The following is a 21,363-nucleotide window of genomic DNA, read 5'->3' as shown; positions in this document are numbered from 1 at the left end:
CGCTATCCGCCCTTCCGCGCCGCGCCTGCCAGAGTGGCCGCGGGCTTCCCCTCCCCTCTCCTCGCGAGAGGGAAACCCGGGCTTGGCTCACACGTCGCCCCACCGTCCGATCGCCTATCCCGATCTCGTCCCGGCGGGTCGGGGCGATGCCGCCCGCCCGACCTCCGCCCGCATGTGCCGGCCGACCAGCGCCACGAGCACGGGCCCGAGCGAGAACTCACCGGTCCGGGCTTTGCGGGACAGGGCGCGCAGGTAGCCGCCGGCCGACCCGATCTCGCTGCCGCGCTGCAGGATGGCCGCGACCGTGATCGCGGCGGCCGTGTCGCCCATGACGGCCCGCGCCTCGTCCCAGGCATCGGCGCTGACCCCAGCATGGGCCGCACGAGCGCCACCGCCGCGGCGAGGTCGCGCCAGGTGCCGATCCCGCCCTTGGCATAGGTGGCGATGTCCGGGCAGGCGCACAGCACCAAGTCGAGCGGATAGCTCCGCTCCGGCATCCCGGCCGCCGGACCACGCGGATGCGGCTCACGGACCCGCCCGCCCCGACAGCCCGGTTCCGATTCAACCGGAGATTCGGAGTCTGAATTCTGTTTGTGGCGCTCATCCTGGGACTCACTGGCGCCCAAGAACCGTGTTTTCGCGTGATCCTTCAACAGGTTCAGCACTTCGCCCGCCAACCCGGAGAGATCCTCCGCGATCGGCTCGAGGGCGGCGCGGTCGGCCGAGCGCGGAATCCTCCCCACAAGGCCGCGATAGAGCGCGTCGATCTCGGCCCAGCCGGCGGGGCGGCGGGCGGAGATCCCCTCCTCGATCCCGGTCGCGATCATCTTCGCGATGTCCCGGCGGCACAGCGAGATGCGTTCGCGCAGCAGCCGCAGGGCCCGCGCCTCCGCCTCCACCTCCGCCGCCAAGGCTTCGAACGCTTCGGCCCGGGCGACGAGCGGCCCGAGATCGAAGCCGAAGGCGAGGGCGACCTCCCCTCCCCGGTTCTTGCGGGCGTAGCGCTTGCCGTTGGGGCTGTCGCGACGGAGGATCAGCCCGGCCTCGACCAGGGCCGCGAGGTGACGCCGGAGCGTCGCCGGCGCCATGCCGTGCGCCCGGAGGGCGAGCTGCCGGTTGGACGGCCACACCACGAGGCTCTCGCCCGTCAGGACGGTCTCGGGGTGGAAGCTCAACAGCGCGTCCAGCACGGCGAGGGCGCGCGCGGACACGCCGATGCGCTCCCGCGCCGCGCAGATCGCCCGGAAGACGTCCCATTTATGCGCCGCCTTCTCGGGCGGACGCGCGTTCGCAACCGCCTCGCTCGCCACATGGGCGAGCGCCAGCGGCCGCCGCCCGAAGGGCGTCGTCGGTTTGTGCTGCTCCATCCTCTTTGCCCTGCTGCAGGCAAAGGAAATCCGCTCGCCAGAACGGCGTCCGACTCTTGACGGTCACGGGCGGAAGTGCGATTCTCTGGTCGCCAAACTGGAGAAGGGCTTCCGGGACGTAACGTTCTGGGGGCCTTTTTCTTTTGCCGTATCGTCTTGGAGTGGTTCTTCGTCTTCGGGTGAGCGCGGGTGCGAGCCGTCCTATGCGTCTCCCCTCCCCTGACCGGCCTTGAACGCCTCGTACAGGCGATCGAGATTGGACGAGAGATAGGACCCGAACGCTCCCGCATCCTTCGCGCTCAGCGACAGGGTGAAGGTCTTGCCGGTGTTCCGGAAGCTCGCGTCGATGCCCTCCCGCGCCCAGCGCTCCGGGGTCGCGCTGCGGCGTGCAGGCCTCCGGCCGGCCTTCACCTGGGCGAGGAGGTGCGTGAAGCGCCCTGCCCCTTCCTGGCTCAGGAACTCCTCGGACCGGACGATGTCGAGCGCCAGGGCGGCCTTCGCCGGATGGGCGAGGAGCTTCTTGAGATCCTCCCAGCGGTCGCGGCCGACCGTCTTGGCGGCGCCGATGGCCTGGATGACGGGCATCGGCACGCCCTCCACGACGGAGACCATGCGCGACAGCAGGGTATCGTCGACGGTCAGGGCGGATTTGACCGTCTCCTTCGACTGCCCCATGTCGAGCAGCTTCCGGGCGAACAGCGCCTTCTCGATGAAGGACAGGTTCGCACGCGCCGTGTTCTCCTGGCCCTGGGCGAGGATGTGGGCAATGTCCTCGAGGTTGCGGATGACGGCCTTGACCGGGCGCCCGAGTTCCCGGCAGGCGCGCAACCGCCGGTGCCCGAACACGACCATGTAGCGGTCGCCTTTCGGGCGGACCAGGATCGGCGTCGCTTGGCCGGTGGCGGCGATCGCGGCCTTGAGCTGGGCGAACTCCTCCTCGTCCTCGTCGATCCGGTCGGACACGAAGGAGGCGTCGACCAGGGCGGGATCGAGGCTGACGATCGCCTCGCCCTCGATCATCCGCTTGGAGTTCTCCGCCATCTCCTCGATCGACGCGATCATCGACCCGTAGGCCCCGCGCCGCGGCGGGTTCGGCCGCGCCTCGCTCGGCGCATCGAGGACATTGGCGAGCAGATTCTTGCGCATCCCGGCTATCCCGTTGAGTTACGAAGTCAATTCGGCGTTCTGCACGGCTGTCAAACCCGCCTCCCCCAGGCCTGGTGGATCAGGCTGGTGATCTCCTCGTTCACGGCATTCACCGACTCGATGGCGCGATCGTAGGTCGACCGGATCATCTGGCCGCGCTCGATCTCGTAGAGGGATTGGTTGGTGATCCCCGCATCCGAGATGGCGGTGGATTTCAGCATCTGGTGCTTGAGCATCTGTTTCGGGAACAGGACGTGCATGAACCCGACCATCTGGGCCTGCGGCCCGTCCGTCGGCTCGTAGCGGGTGACGAGGTAGCGGAACCAACGCATGTTCACCGCGGCACCGGCATCCGCCACCGACTTCAGGATCCCGCCCAGCATCTGCAGGAACTGGCTCATCGACATCACGTCCAGCATCTGCGGATGCACCGTGATGATGACGGAGGTCGATGCGGTGAGGGCCGTCAGGGTCAGGTAGCCGAGCTGCGGCGGGCAATCGATCACCACGATGTCGTAGCGGTCGTCGACCTCCTTCAGCGCGTTCGTGATGCGCGTGAAGAAGGTCCGCCCCTCCGGGTTCCTGTTCGAGGCGGCGAGCGGCGTGTCGTACTCGTATTCCTGCAGGTCGAGGCTGGCCGGCACGATGTCGAGGCCGGGGAAATTCGTCGGCCGGATCACCGCGGAGAGCGGGCGCTTCTTCTCGTCGTATCGCAGCGCCTCGTAGATGGACGGTGCCTTGTCCAGTTCGGGCTGGATGCCGTGCAGTGCCGAGAGCGAGGCCTGCGGATCGAGGTCGATGGCGAGCACCCGGTGGCCGGTCAGGGCGAGGTACTGCGCCAGATGGGCCGTGGTGGTGGTCTTGCCGCTGCCGCCCTTGAAGTTGACGCAGGAGATGATCTGCATCGGCTCCCCGGCCCGGCGATGGGGGACATAGCGCTTCACCTCCGAGCGCCCGTGGCGGTCGAGATAGTGCCGCAGCTCCAGCATCTGCTCGGCGGTGTAGGTCCGTCGCCCCGAGGGCGAGGTGGTCGGCGTCGGCCCCTTGCCGTCGAGATGGAGTTTCTTGACGTTCGACGGCGTGACCCCGAGGAAGTAGGCGACCTCGGCCAGCGGGAACTGGCGCAGGCCTTTCGTGGCGTTGGGCGGATAATGCTCAAGCCGCAGCATGTTCAGCTTGTCGGAGATCAATCCTCCCTGTTCGAGGATCGTCTCATGGAAGCTGAACGCCTGCATGTCCTCGGCCGCCGCCACATCCATCTGCGAATCCCGAATAACGCTTTTTGGGACCATTCCCGATTCCAAGCGGGAATTATGGATGATTCACAAGCTTGAGCAAGCGGTTTCGGCGGTGCAGCCCGCCGACTCGGCGCGTGCCGGCGAGGCAGGCCAGATGGCTGCAACACGCTGCCATCAATGCCCTTTTTTCCGATCTGCACGGCTGTCAATGCGTGCCGTGCGGGTTGCGGATCCGGTGCCCGCGCGACGTTACGGAAGCTGCTCATTGGCTTGGCGATGCGCGTCTCCGGCCGGGAATCGCCGGATTGCGGCGTGCTGCGACGCGCCCGGTGGGGCGCGATTCGCCTTCGGCCATGGTCTTGGTTCCGGCGACCGACGAGGTGAGGGCGCGGGCATCGCGACTGATACGGTTGCCGTTCGAGGGGGTCAGGGTTGCCGGTCGTGACGGCCGCGACGCCGCATCGCTCCTCATGCTGAGGGGGAAGCCATGAACGCTGTGCCGATCGATTCATGCCCGACGCCGGGTTGCCGCGATGGATCGTCCGGACGCCATGACATGCCGGCCGGATATCGCGACCGGCACGACGACGAAGCGTAGCCGGCACCGGGCACCGCCGGAGAGGGGAGGGGGGCCGCACCGTCGCGGCCGCCGGCCTCACGCGCGGGGGCGGCGGGACCAGCTGTCCGCGTTCACCGCGCCGATCGGCACGGCGCCCGTCAGAATGGCGCGCACCTGCTCGACGGTCTCCAGGGCCTGCGCCTCGATCGCGGCTGGCGTCAGGCCGCCGATATGCGGCGTCGCGATCACGTTCGGCAGCCGCGCCAGGGGAGGCGAGGGCATCTGATCGGGGGCGCGGCCGACATCAAGGGCCGCGCCGGCGATGCGTCCGGCCCGGAGGGCGTCGGCGAGGGCGCCCTCGTCCACGAGATCGCCGCGGGACAGGTTGATGAAGACCGCATCGCGCCGCATGCGGGCCAGCGCCGCCGCGTCGATCAGGTTCTCGGTCTCCGCGCTCGCCACGGCCAGGCACACCACGGCATCGGCCTGCGCCAGGAGGACCGGCAAGGGAACTTGGCGCAGGCGGGCATCCGCGACGGTCACGTGGGGATCCGCGACCAGAACCGTCATCCGCAGATGATGGGCGAGGTCGGCGAGGCGGCGGCCGATCGCGCCGTAGCCGACGATGCCGATGGTGCTGCCCGCGAGCTGCCGCCCCATCCGCGCCTCCGGCACGCGCCCGGCCCGGTACGCGCCCGTCGCATCCGAGACACCCCGGAACAGGTCGATCAGGAGGCCGAGCGCCAGCTCGCTGACGGCGTCCACGAAGCCGGGCTGCGCCCGCGTCACCAGCACGCCGGCCGCGCTCGCCGCCGCGACGTCGATGCTGCGGATGTCGACCGCGCAGCGCAGGACGGCCGTCAGACGCGGCAGCCGGGAGAAGATCCCGGCCGGGACCGGCGTCAGGCGGTCGGTGACGATCGCCGCGACGTCGGCGGCCGCCGCGACGAGCCCGTCCGCCGTCAGCGGTGCCGCATCCTCGTGCAGGATGACCTCCGCGATCTCCCGGAGTCGGGCGAGGGCGCGGGCGCCGTAGTAGTTCTCGCGCATGGCCGGGGTCGCGGTCAGCAGGATCCTCATCGACTCGCGCTCCCGATCGGGTTCCGGCGGTGTGGACCGCTTGTCCCCCTGTTCAGACGAAATCCTCGCGCATCGGCGTGAACACGTCGGTGAGGGCCCCCGCCTCGACCGCGACGGCGGAATGGACCGCGCCCGAGGGAACCAGGAAGCTGTCCCCGGCGACGAGGCGGGCCGTCTCGCCTGCGATCGTGACGTCGAACACGCCGCTCTCGACGAGCGTGCATTGCAGGTGCGGGTGGGAATGGGCCGGCCCGACCGCGCCGGCCTCGAAGGCCACCCGCACGAGCATCACGCCCGTGTCGTACGACAGGACCTGACGGCGCACGCCCTCGCCCGCCGGCTCCCAGGGCGAGGCGGCGCCCCGGGTGAAGATCTGTCCGCGTCGCGACATGGTGGGGTGTCCTTACTTCACGAAGCCGAGGCCGCGGGGCAGCGCCAGGGTGATCTCCGGCACGAAGGCGATCAGCACGAGGCAGCCGAACAGCAGCAGCAGGTACTTGCCGATCGGCCGCACGGTCGATTCGAGCGAGACGCCGCCCACCGCGCAGCTCGTGTAGAGCCCGAGGCCGAGCGGGGGCGCGAACAGGCCGAGCCCCATGGCGATGATCAGCACGATCCCGTAATGCAGCGGCGCGATGCCGAAGCCCTGCGCCACCGGGAGCAGCAACGGGCCGAAGATGATCAGCGCCGGCGCGCCCTCCAGCGCCGCCCCCATCACAATCAGCAGGGCGATCGAGACGAGGAGGAAGATCCAGGCGCCGCCGCCATGGCTGAGGGCGATCATCGCCTCGGCGAGGGCGTGGGGCACCTGATCGATGGTGAGCGAGAAGGCGACGGTCTGCGACGCCGCCACCACGAACAGGATCATGCCCGCGAGCGTCGCCGAGCGCACGAACAGCGCGACCAGGGCGCGCCCGTCGAGTTCGCGGAAGCACAGGAGGCCGACCACGAGCGCGTAGACCACCGCGAAGGCGCCGATCTCGGTGGCGGTCGCGAAGCCCGACCGGTAGCCGCCGAAGATGATCACGATGACGCCGAGGCTGACGGCGCCGGACCACAGGAGGTGGCGCAGCGAGTGGTGCGAGCGCTCGACCGGCGCGGGCTTCGCGCGGGCCGAGAAGACCACGACGCCGAGGATCAGGGCCGCCGCCATCAGCACGGCCGGCAGGATGCCGGCGGCGAACAGCCCTCCGATCGACAGGTTGGCCACGTAGCCGAGGATGATGAGGTTGATGCAGGGCGGGATCGTCTCCGCCATCACGGCGCTCGCGGCGAGCAGGGCCACGCCGTCCGCGGGATCCTGGTTGGACCGCCGCATGGCCGGGATGGTCACGGTGCCCACCGCCGTCACGTCGGCCAGCTTCGAGCCCGAGATGCCCGAGAACAGCACCATGGCGAGGATCGTGACGATGCCGAGCCCGCCCCGGCGCTCGCCGATCGCCCGGCGCAGCAGCTCGATCAGGCGCACCGACATCCCGTTCACCTCCATGGCGAGGCCGGTGAGCACGAAGAACGGGATGGCGAGGAGGACGAAATTGTCGATGCCGCTCGACGCCTGCTGGGAGAAGACCGCGAGGTCGATGGAGCCGTCCGCCGTCAGGAAGATCAGCGCCCCCGCCGAGAGCGAGAAGGCGATCGGGATGCCGGAGCCGAGCGCCAGGGCGAAGCCGAGGATCAGCAGCGCGAGCGGGCTCGGGGCGAGGCCGGGCAGGGCCGCCGACCAGCCCCAGACCCCGCCCGCGAGGAGGGCGAGGCCCAGGGCCGCCCCGGCCACGTCGGGGGCCCGGCACGCGGCGAGCCGCGCGGCGATGAAAGCCGCCATGCAGGCGCCGCCCATCACGACGGGATAGATGAACAGGTTCTGCGGCAGGCCGAAGGGCGTGACCTGCGTGGCCGCCGTGGCCGCGTAGGACACCGCGCAGGCGGCGAGCGCCGCCGAGACCCCGAACTCGACGATCAGGCCCCCGGCCTCGAGCAGCCGGCGCGCGCGCTCCGGCACCGCATCGCGGACGATGCGGATCCCGACATGCTGGCCATGCGCCACCGCCGCGGCGCCGCCCAGGAAGGCCACCACGGTCAGGAGCATGCGGGCCACCTCGTCGGCCCATTCGAGGGAATCGCGGAAGGCGAAGCGCCAGAGCACCGCCGCGGCGACGACGACGAGGTCGGCGGCGAGGGCCGCCGCCGCCAGCACCTGCACGGTACGCAGGAGGCTCGCCGTGGCGGCCGTCAGCAGGGGCGGAGGGGAGGGGAGGGCGGTTCCGGACACCGCCGGGCGGGTTTCAGCCAGCACCGGAGCACCTCAGGCCTGAGTGATCGCGGACAGGATCGGCTTCGTGACCGGGTAGGCCTTGACGAACTCGTCCCAGAGCGGCGTGACCAGCGTCCGGAAGGCGGCCCGGTCGCATTCGTGAACGCCGACGCCGTTGGCCTTCAGGGTGGCGAGGGCCTTGGCCTCGATGGTGGCGGCTTGGCTGCGCTGGAACTCCGTCGCCTCGGCGGCGGCGGCCAGGACGGCGTCGCGGTGCTCGGCCGGGATCTTGTTGAAGGCGCGGTTGCCGATCACGATGGTCTGCGGGTTGCAGATGTGCTGCGTGAGCGAGACGTGCCGGGCGACCTCGTAGGCCTTCAGAGCCAGGATGGTGGGCGCGTCGTGCTCCAGGCCGTCGATCACGCCGGTCTGGAGCGCGGTGTAGACCTCGCCCAGCGACATCGGGGTCGGCGAGGCTCCCATGGCCCGCAGGGTGGCGACGAAATTCGCCACCGGCAGCACGCGGATCTTCTTGCCGCGCAGGGCCGCCGGGCTCTCGGCGGAATCGCGGGCCGTCACGTTGCGGGCCCCGAGGCTGTAACCCCAGCTCAGCACCTTCACGCCGATGCGGTCGGCGAACAGCCGCCCGAGCTGCGCCCCCGCGGGCCCGTCGAGGACCCGGCCGGCGCTGTCCATGGTCGGAAACACGTAGCCGAGGTCGAGCACGCCGATCTCCGGCGCCAGCGTCGACCAGATCGAGCTGCCGGAGATCATCATGTCGACGACGCCGAGCTTCACCGAGCCGACGACATCGGATTCCTTGCCGAGCTGGTTGTCGGGGAAGTAGCGCACCTGCACCGCGTCGCCCGCCTTGGCCTTCAGGCTCGCGGCGAACCGGTCGTACCAGAGCCAATGGGCGGAGTTCGGGTCCGCCGGCAGGGAGGACGACAGGCGGAGCGTCACGGGTGCGGCGGCGGCGGGGCGAAGGGCCAAGCCGGCTCCGAGGGAGCCGAGGCCCAGCGCGACGGCGCGGCGGGTGGGGCGAGCCTGAATCACAGCTGTTTCCTCCACGATCGGCCCGTGCCCTTCTGGTGGGGCATCAGGCTGGTATGGTAGTGTATGCACAACTCGCCGGGGCTGTGAAGGATGAAAGATGCTTGAGGTGGCGACGGAGCCGGTCGGCTCCGCGGCGGAGCGGGTGGAGACGGCGCTCCGGCGCTCGATCATCGCCCTGGAGGTCCCGCCCGGGACGCGCCTGTCCGAGCAGGAGATCGCGGCCCGGCACGGCGTCTCGCGCCAGCCGGTGCGCGAGGCCTTCATCGGCCTCTCGCGCATGCGGCTCGTGGAGGTGCGGCCGCAGCGGGGAACCGTGGTCTCGAAGATCTCGGTGTCGCGGCTGATGCAGGCCCGCTTCGTCCGGGAGGCGATCGAGACCGCCGTGGTCCGCCGCGCCTGCACGATGTTCGATCCGACGATCCGCCGCCGGCTCGACGAGCTGCTCGCCTTGCAGGCCGAGACCGCCGCCCGCGGCGACCACACGGGCTTCCGCCGGGCGGACGCGCTGTTCCATGCCGCCCTCGCCGAGGGGGCCGGATGCGCCCTGGCCTGGGAGGCCGTGCAGGACGTCAAGGCGCATCTCGACCGCGCCTGCCAGCTCACCCTGCCGAACGCCGCCGCGATGCTGCCCCTCGTCGCGCAGCACCGGGCCATCGTCGCGGCGATCGATGCGGGCGATCCGGACGCGGCCGCCGGGTCGATGCAGCATCATCTCTCGGAGATCCTGCGCGCCCTGCCCCGGATCGAGGCCGAGCATCCCCACCTGTTCGAGTAGCACTCAAGGTGCCGATCGGAGTTCCCCGTGCCGGTCCCGGATCGCCTCGCGGGCATGGGCGACGGCGGTGCCCATCAGGGAGGCCGAGCCGCCATCGGCGAGGATCTGCTCCCGCAGCGCCGCGCCGACGAGGCCCCGCAGGTCGCGGGACAGGGCGTCGAGCCCGGCCTGGTCCGCGCTGCCGGCGGCGTCCGCGATCTCGACGAGGCGCTTGATCACGCGCCGCTCCCGCGCCGCCCGGCGGCGATGGCCATGGCTCACCGCCAGCGCCAGCGCCGACCCGGCGAGGCTGAGGCCGATGCCGCCGAGATAGAGGTAGTTCTGCGAGGTGTCGAAGAAGCTCTGGTCGCCGTTGTTGAGATAGGCCGCGACCCCCGGGTGGACCGGCACCAGCGGCGCCTTCTCGTCGAGATCCGGCGCCTCGATCTGGCCGGCGAAGGGGGTTGCGGCGGTCAGCGTGGAGCGCGCGGTGAAGACGGAGCGGGCGACCGCCGCCGCCACGATGTCGAGCATGCCCCGCCCGACGACGAGCCGGTAGGTCACGACGAGGCTGTTGACGCTGTCGGCCGGCACCGCGGGCTGCCCCCGGAAAGCGCCCACCGGCACCTCGATGGTCTCCAGGCCCGGATGGCGGCGGTGGATCGCCTCGCCCTCGTCGAAGGCGAGGAGCGTCGGCGTGCCCCGGGTCGCCCGCGCGACGGCCGCCACCGCATCGACCGCCGCCCCGGGACCGATCGGCCCGACCGCGAACGCCGCCGCCGCTCTGTGTTCCCGGATCGCCGGGCCGAGGGCGGCGGGATCGAGGAAGAGCCGCTCCACCCGGGCGGCCGGCACGCCCACATAGTCGAGCAGGGTGTCGAGCAGCCGGGAATCGTCGTCCTGGAACGGCCCCGTCGGGATCGCCACCGCCCGGCCGGCGAGGTGGCCGAGGCTTGTGACGGGACTGTGCGGCGGCAGCACCACGGCGACCACGTCGCGGCGCAGGATCGCCACGGTCTGGCCGTTCGCGGGCGGGGACAGGTCGCTGCGGATGACCGCGAGGTCGACCCGCCCCGCCTCCAGGGCCTCGGCATTCGCCGCGAGGCTCGGCTCCTCCACCAGGACGAGCCGAACCCGCGGATGCAGCCGGGCATTCGCCGTCGCGAAGGTCGCGATCAGGCGGTGGAGGGCGCTGCCGGGCGGGCCCGTGGTGACGCGCAGCTCCGCATGGGTGAGCCCGACATAGAGCGCCGCCACGGCCAGCCCCGCGAGACCGAAGAGCCCCGCGGTCGCCCGGAGAAGCACGGCGGCCCCGCCTCACCAGCGGCGGTAGCCGCGCCGGACCACCACCGTACGCGGCCCATAGCCCCGCCGCACCACCACGCGCCGCGGGGCGACGACGCCCCGGCGGACGCCGACCGCGCCGCGCGGGCCGACGCAGCCGGCCCGGTAGACGCCCCGGGCGCAGACCACGGCATCGGCCGGGCTCGGCGTCAGGGCGACGAAGCCGGCGACGAGGCCGGCGAGGAGCAGCACGTGCGGCAGGATCCGAATCTGTGTCATGACAGATGTCCTTGTCCGATGGGGGTCACGGGTGGGCGAGGAGGCGCAGGCAGGTGCCGGCCTTCTCGGCGGCCGGGCGGGCCTCGGCCTCGTTGAGCCGGCCCGCTTCCACGAGGGAGCGCGTCTCGGCGACGACGGTGTCGCGCAGCGTCTCCAGGCTCTTCATGTTCCGGAGCGCGGCGTCGTAGATCATCTTCGAATCCGCCGGCAGGCCGGCGGCGCAATGCGTCGAGGCGCTGTTCGCCTGGGCGACCTGCATGGGCGCGGCGGGATCGGGCGCGGCGGGCTTGTTCGCCGAGCCCGTCGTGTCGGGTGCGCCCCCGGCCGGGGCGGCCGCCGCGGGGGCAGCCGGAGCCGCCGCGACGGCGCCCGCACCGACCACACCGGCGGCGGCCGCCAGCGCCGGTGCGCAGCGCCAGCAGCGCGCCAGGAAGGCCTCGCGGGCGACGAGGGGCGCCCGGACCCCGCCGACCGCCACGCCGCGCCAGCCGCGCGCGATCCAGAACGCGTCCGCGGGCCAGGCGGCCCCGATGCCGATCGTTGCCGCCAGCAGGCTCACGCCGATCCGTCTCATCGCATCCTCCCTCGGTCAGAGTCAGGCTTGGTCATACGGTTCCCGCACCGCTCGGCCGTGCGCGGAGCCTTGCCCGGCGCCGCGCGGGCTTCCGATGCGGTTTCCGGACGGATCGTCCGGAAACCGCATCAGAGGGCAGGTTTGGCGAAGGGCACCGGGGCGGCGCCCTCCGTGTCGGCGGCCGAGAAGGTCCGCTCGTCGAGGGGCGGATCGAGGCGCCAGTCGCTGAAGGTCACGCCGCTGCGGGGCCGGCCGGGCGCGCCGGTCTCGGTCACCCAGAGCTGGCGCGGCAGCCGGTCCTGCGCACCGATCCAGATCTGCCCCTGCGCGTCCGGTCCCGCGAAGGCGACCACCTCGGTCTCGACCCCGCCCACCAGGGTCGAGCGGCCGACCACGAAGGCCCGGGTCAGCCCGGCCGTGAGGCTCTGGCCGGGATCGGCGAGCAGCATGTCGGCGAAGGCCTGGCTCTGCCCCGCGGCGGCGATCTCGGCCTTCAGCACCGCCTCGATGCCGGAGGGCGCCGGCGCCGTCGCGACCGTGCGGGCGAGCGGCCGGAACAGGGTCATGGTCCGGCCGTCGCTGACGAAGGTCGCCGGCGCGCCGTCACCCGCCGTGTCGACGCGCAGCCGGTCCGGGCGGCGCAGGGCGACACGGCTCTGCACGGTGTAGAGCACCGACTGGCCCTCCGCGTTCGGCACGTCGTGCAGGGCGGTGGCGGTGAAGCTCAGGCTCTGCGCCTGTGCGAGGGCCGCGCCGGCCCCCCGCAGCAGCGCGAGCGCGGCCGGCTCGATCGCCGGGCCGGGGTCCTGCGCGGCGGCCGGGACGGCGCTCCCGCTCAGGAAGGCGGCCAGGAGCCCGGCCGACAGGGCGTGTCGTCTCATCGCGGCGTCCTCCCGTGTCGTTCCCCGCACCGGCCTTGAGGGCCGGTGCGGTCAGCCTTCCGCCGGCAGCGCCGAAGCGGGCCCGGCGGCCCTGCGCCCGCGCTCGGACCAGCGCTGGAGCACCACGAAGAGCGGCGGCACGAACAACACCGCCACGAAGGTCGAGGCCGTCATCCCGCTGCACACGGTGATGCCGATCGAGCGCCGGGCCGCCGCCCCCGCCCCGGTGGCGAAGACGAGCGGCAGGACGCCGAGGATGAAGGCGAGCGAGGTCATCAGGATCGGGCGCAGGCGCAGGCGCGCCGCCGCGAGCGCCGCCTCCTCGATGGCAAGCCCCTGGCTCAGCCGCAGGTCGCGTGCGAAGGCGACCACCAGGATGGCGTTCTTGGCGGCGAGGGCGATCAGCAGCACGAGACCGACCTGCGTGTAGATGTTGTTGTCCGCCCCCGCGAGGGCGAGGGCCGCCACGGTGCCGAGGAGCGCCATCGGCACCGCCAGGATCACCGCGAGCGGCGCCGTCCAGCTCTCGTACTGGCCGGCCAGCACCAGGAAGACGAGGAGCAGGGCGAGGCCGAACACGCCGTAGGCCTGATGGCCGAGCCGCGCCTCCTGGTCGGAGATGCCGGCCCAGTCGTGGCGCATGCCCGGGGGCAGGCTGCTCTCCGCCAGCCGGGCCATCAGGGCGAGGGCCTGGCCCGAGCTGGTGCCGGGTGCGGCCGCCCCGCTGATCGTCGCCGAGGGCGCGAGGTTGAACAGCGGCACCAGGGCCGGGCCGAGGCCGGGGGTGAGCGCGGCGAGCACGCCGATCGGCACCGCGCCGCCGCCCGCATTGCGCACGGTCAGGTTGCCCACGGCCTCGGGCGAGAGGCGGTAGGCCGCGTCGGCCTGGACGAAGATCGGGAAGGTGTGGCCGAAGCGGGTGATCTGGCCCGCATAGGTCGAGCCGACATAGGTCTGGATGGTCTGGAGCGCGTCGCCGACATTGACCCCGAGGGTCTCGGCCTTGCGCCGGTCGAGATCGACCCGCAGGTGCGGGGCGCCGGCCCGGAACGGGGTCATCACGCGCACGAGGCCCGGCTGCGCGCCCGCCTCCGCCACCAGAAGGTCCGCCTCCTGCTGGAGCCGGCGGTAGCCGAAGCTGCCATCGGCGAGCTGCACCTGCATCTGGAAGCCGCCGGCGAGGCCGAGCCCCTGGATCGGCGGCGGCGGCACCACGGTGAAGCGGGCCTGCGGCAGGGCGGCCAGACGCGCCTGCAGGCCGGCATAGATCGAGCGGAGAGTCTCGCCTGCGCCGCGTCGGCTCCAGTCCCGCAGGATCACGTAGGCGACGCCCGCATTGGCGAGGGAGGCGTTGTTGTCGAGGAGCGAGACGCCCCCGATGGCGACGACGCGCTCGACGCCCGGAACCTCCTTGGCCGCCTGCGTCGCCTGATCCATGACCCGGGCGGTGCGCTCCAGCGAGGCGCCGTCGGGGAGCTGGACCGCCACCATCAGGTAGCCCTGGTCCTCGGTCGGGATGAAGGCGGTGGGCAGGCGGGTGAGGCCCCAAACCGCCAGCGCCACCAGGGCGAGGGCCGCGAGGCAGGAGGGGAGGGCATGCCGGACGAGGCGCGCCGTCATCCCCAGATAGGCCGCCTCCAGCCGCCCATAGGCCGCCTCGAAGCCACGGCGGAAGGCGCTCCCGGTGCCGGCATCCCGCTCGGCGGGGCGGGGCCGGAGCCAGCGGGCGCACTGGACCGGCTTCAGCGTCGCCGCGTTGATGGCGCTGAGGACCGCCGTCACCGCGATGACGAGCGCGAATTGCCGGTAGAGCTGGCCGACGATGCCGGGCAGGAGCGCGGCCGGCAGGAAGACGCTGAGCAGCACCAGGGTGATGGCGAGGATCGGCCGGAACAGCTCGCCCATCGCCGCGATGGCGGCCTGCCTGGGCGGCCGCCCGGCCTCGACGTGGTGGGCAGCGGCCTCCACCACCATGATGGCGTCGTCGACCACGATGCCGATGGCGAGGACGAGCCCGAACAGCGTGAGCAGGTTGATGCTGAAGCCGAGGAGCGCGAGGCCCGCGAAGGCGCCGATGATGGTGACCGGGACGGTGGTGGCCGGGACCAGGGTGGCGCGCCAATCGTGCAGGAACACGAGGATCACCAGGAGGACGAGCACGGCCGCCTCGGCGAGCGTCCAATAGACCTCGTGGATCGAGGCCTCGACGAAGCGGGTGGTGTCGAAGGGGATGCCGGCGGCGATGCCGGCCGGGAACCCGGCCGAGAGTCGTGCCATCTCCGCCCGCACCGCAGCCGCCACCGCGAGCGCGTTGGCATCCGGCAGCTGGAAGATCGCGATGCCGGCCGCGGGCGCGCCGTCGAGCGTGAGGAACTGGCTGTAGGTCTGCGCGCCGAGTTCGACCCGCCCGACGTCCCGGATGCGGGTGATGGCGCCGCCCGGCGCGGTCTTGAGGGCGATGGCCTCGAACTCGGCCACCTCGGCGAAGCGGCCCCGCAGGTCCAGGGTCACTTGGAACGGCTGCGTCGCGGGAGCGGGCGGGGCCCCCACCTGCCCGGCGGCCACCGCCTGGCTCTGCTGCTGGACCGCCGCGACGGCGTCGCCCGGCATCAGCCCGCGCGCCCGCATGGCATCGGCGTCGAGCCAGATCCGCATGCCGTACTGGCCCGCGCCGAACACCGAGGCGTCGGCGACGCCCGGAATGCGGGCGAGCCGGTCCTTGAGGCTGATCGCCGCGTAGTTGCTCAGGAAGAGGCCGTCGCGGGAGCGGTCGGGCGAGGTGAGCGTGACGATCTGCAGGATCGCCGTGCTCTTCTTCTTGCTCGTCACCCCCTGGGCCTGCACGGCCTGGGGCAGGAGGGCGATGGCGGCGGAGAGACGATTCTGGACCTGGACCTGCGCCTGGTCGAGGTCGGTGCCGACCGCGAAAGTGACGATCAGCGTGTAGCTGCCGTCATTCGCCGAGGTCGATTGCATGTAGAGCATGTTCTCGACGCCGTTGACCTGCTGCTCGATCGGCAGGGCCACGGTGTCGATCACCGTCTGCGCGTCGGCGCCCGGAAACCGCGCCGTGACCTGCACGGTGGGGGGCGTGATCGGCGGATACTGCGCGACGGGCAGGAACAGGATCGCCACGAGCCCGGCCACGCAGACGAGGACCGCGATCACGTTGGCGAGGATCGGCCGCTCGATGAAGGTGGCGGTGTTCATGCGCGCGCCCTCAATCGGCCCGGGCCCAGGCGGCCGGCGCGGTGATCGCGCCGGGCGACACCGCGACGGGGCGCCCCGGCACGGCGTGCTGGACGCCCTCGGTCACGACCCGGTCGGCCGGCCGCAGGCCCGCCGTGATCACCTGAAGGCCCTCCCGCACCGGACCGAGCTCGACCCGGCGCAGGGCCACGCTCCCGGCCTCGTCCACCACGAGCAGGGTCGGTCCGGCCTGATCGACGCCGATCGCGGCGGCCGGCACCCACAGGGCGGGCTTCGGCGGCCCGAGGGGGATCCGCACGCGCACGAACAATCCCGGGGCGAGCTGCCGGCCGGGATTGTCGAGGACGGCGCGGGCCTGGAGCGTGCCGGTGGTCGCATCGAGCCCGGAATCGATGAAGTCGAGGTGGCCGGGATGCGGCAGGTCCGGCTCGTCCGACAGGCCGGCCTGGACCGGCACGCGCCGCAGCGCCTCGCGGGTCATGCCGCGCTCCCGCACGGCCGCCCGGAGGCGGCGCAGGTCGCGCTCGTTGATGGTGACGGTCGCGTAGAGCGCGTCGATCTGGGACAGGGTGCCGAGCTTGGTCGGCGTGCCCGCTCCCACGAGGTTGCCGGGATCGACGAGGCGGCGCCCCATCCGGCCCGTGAACGGCGCCTCGATCCGCGTGTAGGCGAGGTTGATCTGCGCCGTCTTCAGGTTCGCCTGCGCGGCCGAGACGGCCCCGCGCCCCGTGTCCCGGGCGGCGAGGGCGTTGTCGTAATTCGTCTGCGTCGCGACGTATTGCTTGCGCAGGGCATCCTGGCGCGAGAACTCGGCCTCGGTATTCCTGAGGCTGGCCTGCTGCTGATCGAGGGCCGCCTGCGCGAGATCGACCTGCGCGGCATAGGGCTCGTCCTCGATCCGGAACAGGACTTGCCCCTTCTGCACGTCGGCGCCGTCGGCGAACCCGACCTCGCGCAGGAAGCCGGGCACGCGGGCGACGAGGTCCACCGTCGCGACGGCCGCCGTCTGGCCGGTCAGGACGATGCCGTCCTGAAGTGGCGCGGCGAGCGGCGGGGCGGCGGTGACGCGCGGCGCCGGCGGCCCCGCGGGAGGCGGCGCGTCGCAGCCCGCCCCCAGCGCCGCGAGCGGAACGGTCAAGAGCAGGCCTGGACGCCACCGTCCCGGAGCCCTGCGAGGCGCGAGCTTCCGCAAGCACACCTCCATCGGCAAGAGGCCTGCTTTATTCAGACAACTTCACGGTAACCGTGACAGGGGTCGTCGTCAATGCGAATACTAATATTATGCTTCGATTGAGTTGTGCAATTCAAATCATCATTTGTTGTCGGCGCAAACTCGACCGTTGGCGCGGGGCTGGTTGGCGCAGAGTCGGATCGAGGTGTTCTGCGAGCGGGCAGGGCCGGCTGGCTTCTCCGGGAGCCTGCGTGCCGGCTTTGCAGTCATTCCATCCTCGGCCTCATCCTGGGGCCGAGGGTGGGATGAGGGGCGGCGAAAGCCCTCAAATCGGTTCTGAGGGTCGGACCGGCGTCCCGAGCGCCACCACGACCTCGGCCACGATGGCCTGCGGCGTCGCGCCGACCGAGAGCACGATCGGGTTCTCGTCGGGCATCGGCTCCTCCAGGGTCGCGAACTGGCTGTCGAGCAGGCGCGCCGGCATGAAGTGGTCATGGCGGGCCGCCATGCGTCGGCCGATCAGGTCGCGGTCGCCCTGGAGATAGACGAGGCGCACGTCGGGCCGGCCGCCGATCAGGATCGCCCGGTAGGCCCGCTTCAACGCCGAGCAGGTCACCACGCCCCGCCCGCCGCCCGCCCGGGTGCGGTCGATCCAGGCGGCGATGGCTTCGAGCCAGGGCCGGCGGTCCTCATCGGTCAACGGCGTGCCGCCGTGCATCTTCGCGACGTTGGCTTCCGGGTGGAAGTCGTCGCCGTCCGCGAACTCCCAGCCGAGGCGGCCAGCGAGCAGACTCGCCACCGTGGTCTTGCCCGAACCCGATACGCCCATCACCACGACGACCGCCGGGGTCGGGCCCCGGTCTCCGCCGATCTCCGCTTCGCGCATGGCCGCTCCTCCTCCCTGAGCCTGCCGGCATTCTCGGACCGGGGCGACGGGAAGGCCATGGCGAGAGCGAATGGCGGAGCCGCGCCTGCGTGAGCGGGCGCCGGGGTTATCCACCATCCGATCGCGATCAGGACGGCACCCGGTCCGCGAAGTCCTGCTCGAATTCCTGCAACTCCGTGGGATTCAGGTCCGACACCGCCCAGAAGGTCAGTCCGGCCTGCGTCCAGCGGAGCAGGCTGTAGCCCTCGCGGGACATGCGGACCGATCGGTCACCATCCTGCGCGGGCGTCTCCGGCCAGATGAACAGGTTGATGACGTGCTCGCGCCGCTTGTACACGAGCGCCGCCACCACCCGACCGCCGAGATAGTCGAGCCGTCCGCCGACGAGGGCGAAGCCCCGCTCCGAGAGGTCGACCACCGGCGGCGCGAAGCTGATCTTGCCCGAGAACCACGGCTTGACGCCGTGCTGGTCGGAGGTCGTCACGTCGGTCAGGTGGCTGGCGAGGAGCGAGCGCACATGGCCCGACACGAGTTCGTCGGGCAGTGCCGATCCAGCGCGGTCGCCGACCCGCGGCAGGATCGCGGCCATGGCCAGACATGCGGCCAGCGCGAGGGCCACCGGCCAGCGCTCCACCATCCTTCGGCGCCGGGCCGGGACGGGAACCGCCTCGGCGGGGGGAGACGGGATCGCCGCGCAGGCCGGCTCCGCCCCGGAGGCGACCTCCGCCGCGAGGGCGGCCCGCACCCGCTCGCGCAAGGCGTCGGATGCGCGGTGCCGGACCCCGCTCGTCCTCCGCTGCCGGCCCGCCTTCAGCCGCTCGTAGAATGCCGCGCAGGCGCGGCACTCCCTGAGATGCGCCTCCGCGCGCAGGGTGTTCGACGCGTCGAGTTCGCCGTCGAGGAGCCCGTGCAGCAGGAGGTCCTGATCGGCGCAGGGTTCGCGGATCGCGGGTGTCGTCATCGCAACTCGCGCTCCTTCCGCGCATCAGGTTCGGCGGCCGCCTCCCCGAAGCGGCGGCGCCACGACACCTCGAACAGGCTGCGGGCTCGCGAGAGGCGCGACATCACCGTGCCGACCGGCACACCCGTGATCTCGGCGATCTGACGATAGGAGAGATCCTCCATCTCGCGCAGGACGAGGGCTTCCCGGAACGGTTCCGGAAGCTCCTCGACGAGTCTGCGCACGGCGGCGGTTTCGTCGTGCTGGAGCAGGGCGGCCTCCGGCGTCTCGGGCTCGCGGTCCCAGGGGTCGCCGGGCGGCTCGTCCTCCGGCCCGTCATGGCAACGATGCGAGTGGCGGGCGCGCCCGGATCCCGGCTGCGCCGCCGCCCAGGTCAGGAAGCAGTTGCGCACGATGGCGATCAACCACGCCCGCGGGGCGCCGCCCGCATAGCCATCGAAGCCGCGCAACGCCCGCAGGACAGCCTCCTGAACGATGTCCTCGGCGACGTTCCGGTCGCGCGCGAGGAAGCACGCGACATTGTAGGCCGCGTCGAGGTGCGGCAGCACCACCTCCTCGAACCGGGCTGCCGCATCCGCCATCAGCACCCAGCCTCCCGCTTCCCCGCGCCTCCGCCAGGAGGCGATGCCGGGACCTCGCGGATCGTCGCCGTCGCGAGCGGGGCGGCCCGCCCCGGCATGGCCGCGAGGGCCCCGAGCAGGCACGCGTAGAACACGAGACCCGCGACGGCGTCGGCGCGCGACACGACGTGGTTGCCCGGATGGTAGGACGACGCACTGCCCGCCGACCAGCCCGCGCGCGGGCTCCGCGGCCGGGGCCTCACGGGGCCGGCCCCGCCGGGGCATCGGGCGCGGCCTGCACCACCACCGTGCCCACCATGTGAGGGTGCAGCGAACAGAAGTAGCGGTAGGTGCCCGCCGTCCTGAAGGTGATGCTGACGCGGTCCTCCGTGTCGAGCGTCCGGGAGCGGAAGCTTCGATCATCGGCGACGACGGTGTGCGGGATGTCGTCGCCGTTGATCCATGTCACCTGCGTGCCGGCGGCGACGGTGATCGTCGCGGGCGAGAAGGTGAAGTTGTCGATCCGGATCTCCGCCGCGGGCGGCTCGGCCGCGCGGGCGGGGGACGGAGCGATGGCCGGACCGATGAGGAGCACGGCGGCGACGGCGCGCGGGATGCGGCCGGGCGGTCGATGCCGTGGGAACGGGCTGATCATGACGCGCTCCCATCCGGCTCAGGCTTGCAGGGGCGTGTCGATGATCGCCAGCGGCTGGCTGCCCTGAACGAAGGCGACGCTGGCGATGCCGAGGTGGCGGCGCAGGTCATGCGCCGGGACCTTCATCGGGCCCGGCGAGGCCGCCATGCCCGGGGCCGGCTGCGGAAAGGCCGTCGAGCGGGCGGTGTGGAAGGCCACCGTTCCCTCGACCTTCTGCATGACCTGATGGATGTGGCCGTTGAGCACGGTCACCGAGCCGAAGCGCCGCAGATAGCCCAGCGCCCGGGCGCCGTCCTCCGTGCCCCAGCCCCATTCGGGATACACGCTCCAGAGCGGGATGTGGGCGAACACCACGACCGGGGTCGAGGAGGACAGCCCCGCGACGTCGCCCTCCAGCCACGCGAGCTGCTCCGCGCCGAGGTTGCCCAGGCCCCCCGCCCGCAGGTCGACGACGTTGACGAGGCCGACGAAGTGGACGCCGTCGCGGTCGAAGCTGTACCAGCCCGCGCCGCGCGTGCCGCGGCCGTAGCGGTCGAGATAGGCGCGCCCGTCATCGAGCAGGTCGTGCTCCCCGGGCACGAAGAACACCGGAATCCCGGTCTCCTTCAGGATCTGATCGGCATCGTCGAACTCGCGGTCCTTCGAGAGGTGGCTGATGTCGCCGGTATGCAGAATGAAGGCGGGCTTCACCGGCAGCAGGCCGATCCGCGCGACCGCTTCGCGCAGCGTGCCGAGAGCGTCGGGATTGGCGGCCTTGTCGAAGCCGACATGGCTGTCGCTGATCTGGAGGAAGGCGAGGCCGGATGCCGGCGCCTCGGCGGCAAGGGCCTGGGACAGGCCGATCGCGCGCGGCAGGCCGCCCGCGGCGGACCACAGGAGGCCGGTTCCCGCCCAGGTCATGCACTCCAGGAAGCCGCGCCGGTCGATGCCGTCCGCGTCGCGGACGGGCTCATGGCGGTCGATGTGCTGGGTCATCGCGAAGTCCTCGCGTCGCGAGGGCGGCAGAGGGCGCCCTCATCGACAAGGACCGCGGCGGAGGATCATTTATTCCCACGCAGATGCCGAGACTGCACGGCCAGGGCGAGCTACCCGCTGATCGTGACGACGGACGCGATGCCGGCCGACGCCGGATCGCCGGCACTCGGAATCACCCAGACGGTCCGAGTCATGCCTCATACGGTTTCCGGATGATCGCTTCGCGATGCGGAAACCGGCCTCGCTCAGGCGCCGCGCGGGCTCGTGATACGGTTTCCGAAAGTGATCGTCCGGAAACCGTATCATACCAAATCCGCGTGATCCCTCGGCGATTGCGAACGCCACCGCTGCCGGATGGCAGATTTGGACTTCGCCCAGGCGCCGCGCGGGCTTGCTGATCCGCCATCCGCCCGATCAAAGCGGATGGCGGATCAGACCGGACGGGCTCACGCCGCTCGTGAATCCTCCGCAGGCGC

At 71.9% G+C, this 21,363-nt stretch carries 19 protein-coding genes; 1 reads left to right on the top strand and 18 read right to left on the bottom strand.

Annotated features, from left to right (window positions below; translation table 11 throughout):
* Positions 1 to 2 precede the first annotated feature (2 nt).
* The 7 genes from repC to ACE101_RS08715 form a co-directional block, all read right to left on the bottom strand.
* Entirely contained in the window at positions 3 to 1,367 is a 1,365-nt protein-coding gene (gene repC, locus ACE101_RS08745; protein ID WP_441005377.1) for a plasmid replication protein RepC, read from the bottom strand.
* Between the two features lie 201 nt (positions 1,368 to 1,568).
* Positions 1,569 to 2,513, bottom strand: a complete 945-nt coding sequence (gene repB, locus ACE101_RS08740; protein WP_379128012.1) for a plasmid partitioning protein RepB — start codon at positions 2,511 to 2,513, stop codon at positions 1,569 to 1,571.
* 50 nt (positions 2,514 to 2,563) lie between these two features.
* Positions 2,564 to 3,772, bottom strand: coding sequence for a plasmid partitioning protein RepA (gene repA / locus ACE101_RS08735; RefSeq protein WP_379128010.1), 1,209 nt, complete (start codon positions 3,770 to 3,772; stop codon positions 2,564 to 2,566).
* Between the two features lie 634 nt (positions 3,773 to 4,406).
* Complete coding sequence (locus tag ACE101_RS08730; RefSeq protein ID WP_379128008.1) at positions 4,407 to 5,390, bottom strand: NAD(P)-dependent oxidoreductase; 984 nt, start codon at positions 5,388 to 5,390, stop codon at positions 4,407 to 4,409.
* 52 nt (positions 5,391 to 5,442) lie between these two features.
* Positions 5,443 to 5,781, bottom strand: a complete 339-nt coding sequence (locus ACE101_RS08725; protein WP_379128006.1) for a cupin domain-containing protein — start codon at positions 5,779 to 5,781, stop codon at positions 5,443 to 5,445.
* Positions 5,782 to 5,793: 12 nt separating this feature from the next.
* Positions 5,794 to 7,683 (bottom strand): TRAP transporter large permease, encoded by a 1,890-nt coding sequence (locus ACE101_RS08720; RefSeq protein ID WP_379128004.1) that lies wholly within the window; start codon positions 7,681 to 7,683, stop codon positions 5,794 to 5,796.
* 9 nt (positions 7,684 to 7,692) lie between these two features.
* Positions 7,693 to 8,697, bottom strand: coding sequence for a TRAP transporter substrate-binding protein (locus tag ACE101_RS08715; protein ID WP_379128002.1), 1,005 nt, complete (start codon positions 8,695 to 8,697; stop codon positions 7,693 to 7,695).
* A 97-nt stretch (positions 8,698 to 8,794) separates the two neighbouring features.
* Between ACE101_RS08715 and ACE101_RS08710 the strand changes: the two genes are divergently transcribed.
* Complete coding sequence (locus ACE101_RS08710; protein WP_379128000.1) at positions 8,795 to 9,472, top strand: GntR family transcriptional regulator; 678 nt, start codon at positions 8,795 to 8,797, stop codon at positions 9,470 to 9,472.
* A 3-nt stretch (positions 9,473 to 9,475) separates the two neighbouring features.
* Here the strand turns inward: ACE101_RS08710 and ACE101_RS08705 are convergent, their stop codons facing one another.
* From ACE101_RS08705 to ACE101_RS08655, 11 genes are all read right to left on the bottom strand, one after another.
* Positions 9,476 to 10,756, bottom strand: a complete 1,281-nt coding sequence (locus ACE101_RS08705) for a TAXI family TRAP transporter solute-binding subunit (RefSeq protein ID WP_379127998.1) — start codon at positions 10,754 to 10,756, stop codon at positions 9,476 to 9,478.
* Positions 10,757 to 10,768: 12 nt separating this feature from the next.
* Positions 10,769 to 11,014, bottom strand: coding sequence for a hypothetical protein (locus ACE101_RS08700; protein ID WP_379127996.1), 246 nt, complete (start codon positions 11,012 to 11,014; stop codon positions 10,769 to 10,771).
* A 25-nt stretch (positions 11,015 to 11,039) separates the two neighbouring features.
* Complete coding sequence (locus tag ACE101_RS08695; protein ID WP_379127993.1) at positions 11,040 to 11,588, bottom strand: hypothetical protein; 549 nt, start codon at positions 11,586 to 11,588, stop codon at positions 11,040 to 11,042.
* A 128-nt stretch (positions 11,589 to 11,716) separates the two neighbouring features.
* Positions 11,717 to 12,469, bottom strand: coding sequence for a DUF2092 domain-containing protein (locus ACE101_RS08690; RefSeq protein ID WP_379127990.1), 753 nt, complete (start codon positions 12,467 to 12,469; stop codon positions 11,717 to 11,719).
* Positions 12,470 to 12,520: 51 nt separating this feature from the next.
* Positions 12,521 to 15,679: an efflux RND transporter permease subunit gene (locus ACE101_RS08685; RefSeq protein WP_379127988.1), complete on the bottom strand. Its 3,159-nt coding sequence runs from the start codon at positions 15,677 to 15,679 to the stop codon at positions 12,521 to 12,523.
* Between the two features lie 10 nt (positions 15,680 to 15,689).
* Entirely contained in the window at positions 15,690 to 16,817 is a 1,128-nt protein-coding gene (locus ACE101_RS08680) for an efflux RND transporter periplasmic adaptor subunit (protein ID WP_379127986.1), read from the bottom strand.
* A 358-nt stretch (positions 16,818 to 17,175) separates the two neighbouring features.
* A complete protein-coding gene (locus tag ACE101_RS08675) occupies positions 17,176 to 17,736 on the bottom strand; it encodes a gluconokinase (RefSeq protein WP_379127983.1) in 561 nt (186 codons plus the stop codon).
* Between the two features lie 127 nt (positions 17,737 to 17,863).
* Positions 17,864 to 18,697: an anti-sigma factor family protein gene (locus ACE101_RS08670; protein ID WP_379127980.1), complete on the bottom strand. Its 834-nt coding sequence runs from the start codon at positions 18,695 to 18,697 to the stop codon at positions 17,864 to 17,866.
* Positions 18,694 to 19,278, bottom strand: a complete 585-nt coding sequence (locus ACE101_RS08665) for a sigma-70 family RNA polymerase sigma factor (RefSeq protein ID WP_379127978.1) — start codon at positions 19,276 to 19,278, stop codon at positions 18,694 to 18,696. Before ACE101_RS08665 ends, ACE101_RS08670 begins: the two co-directional genes overlap by 4 nt.
* 238 nt (positions 19,279 to 19,516) lie before the next feature.
* Positions 19,517 to 19,912, bottom strand: a complete 396-nt coding sequence (locus tag ACE101_RS08660) for a cupredoxin domain-containing protein (protein WP_379127975.1) — start codon at positions 19,910 to 19,912, stop codon at positions 19,517 to 19,519.
* A gap of 18 nt (positions 19,913 to 19,930) precedes the next feature.
* The gene (locus ACE101_RS08655) at positions 19,931 to 20,887 is read right to left on the bottom strand and encodes a metallophosphoesterase family protein (protein ID WP_379127973.1); all 957 of its coding nucleotides are present in this window, start codon (positions 20,885 to 20,887) and stop codon (positions 19,931 to 19,933) included.
* Positions 20,888 to 21,363: the final 476 nt, after the last annotated feature.

The sequence above is a fragment of the Methylobacterium carpenticola genome (assembly GCF_042748905.1).
GTDB lineage: Bacteria > Pseudomonadota > Alphaproteobacteria > Rhizobiales > Beijerinckiaceae > Methylobacterium > Methylobacterium carpenticola.
This window is presented reverse-complemented; position numbering and strand designations above follow the sequence as displayed.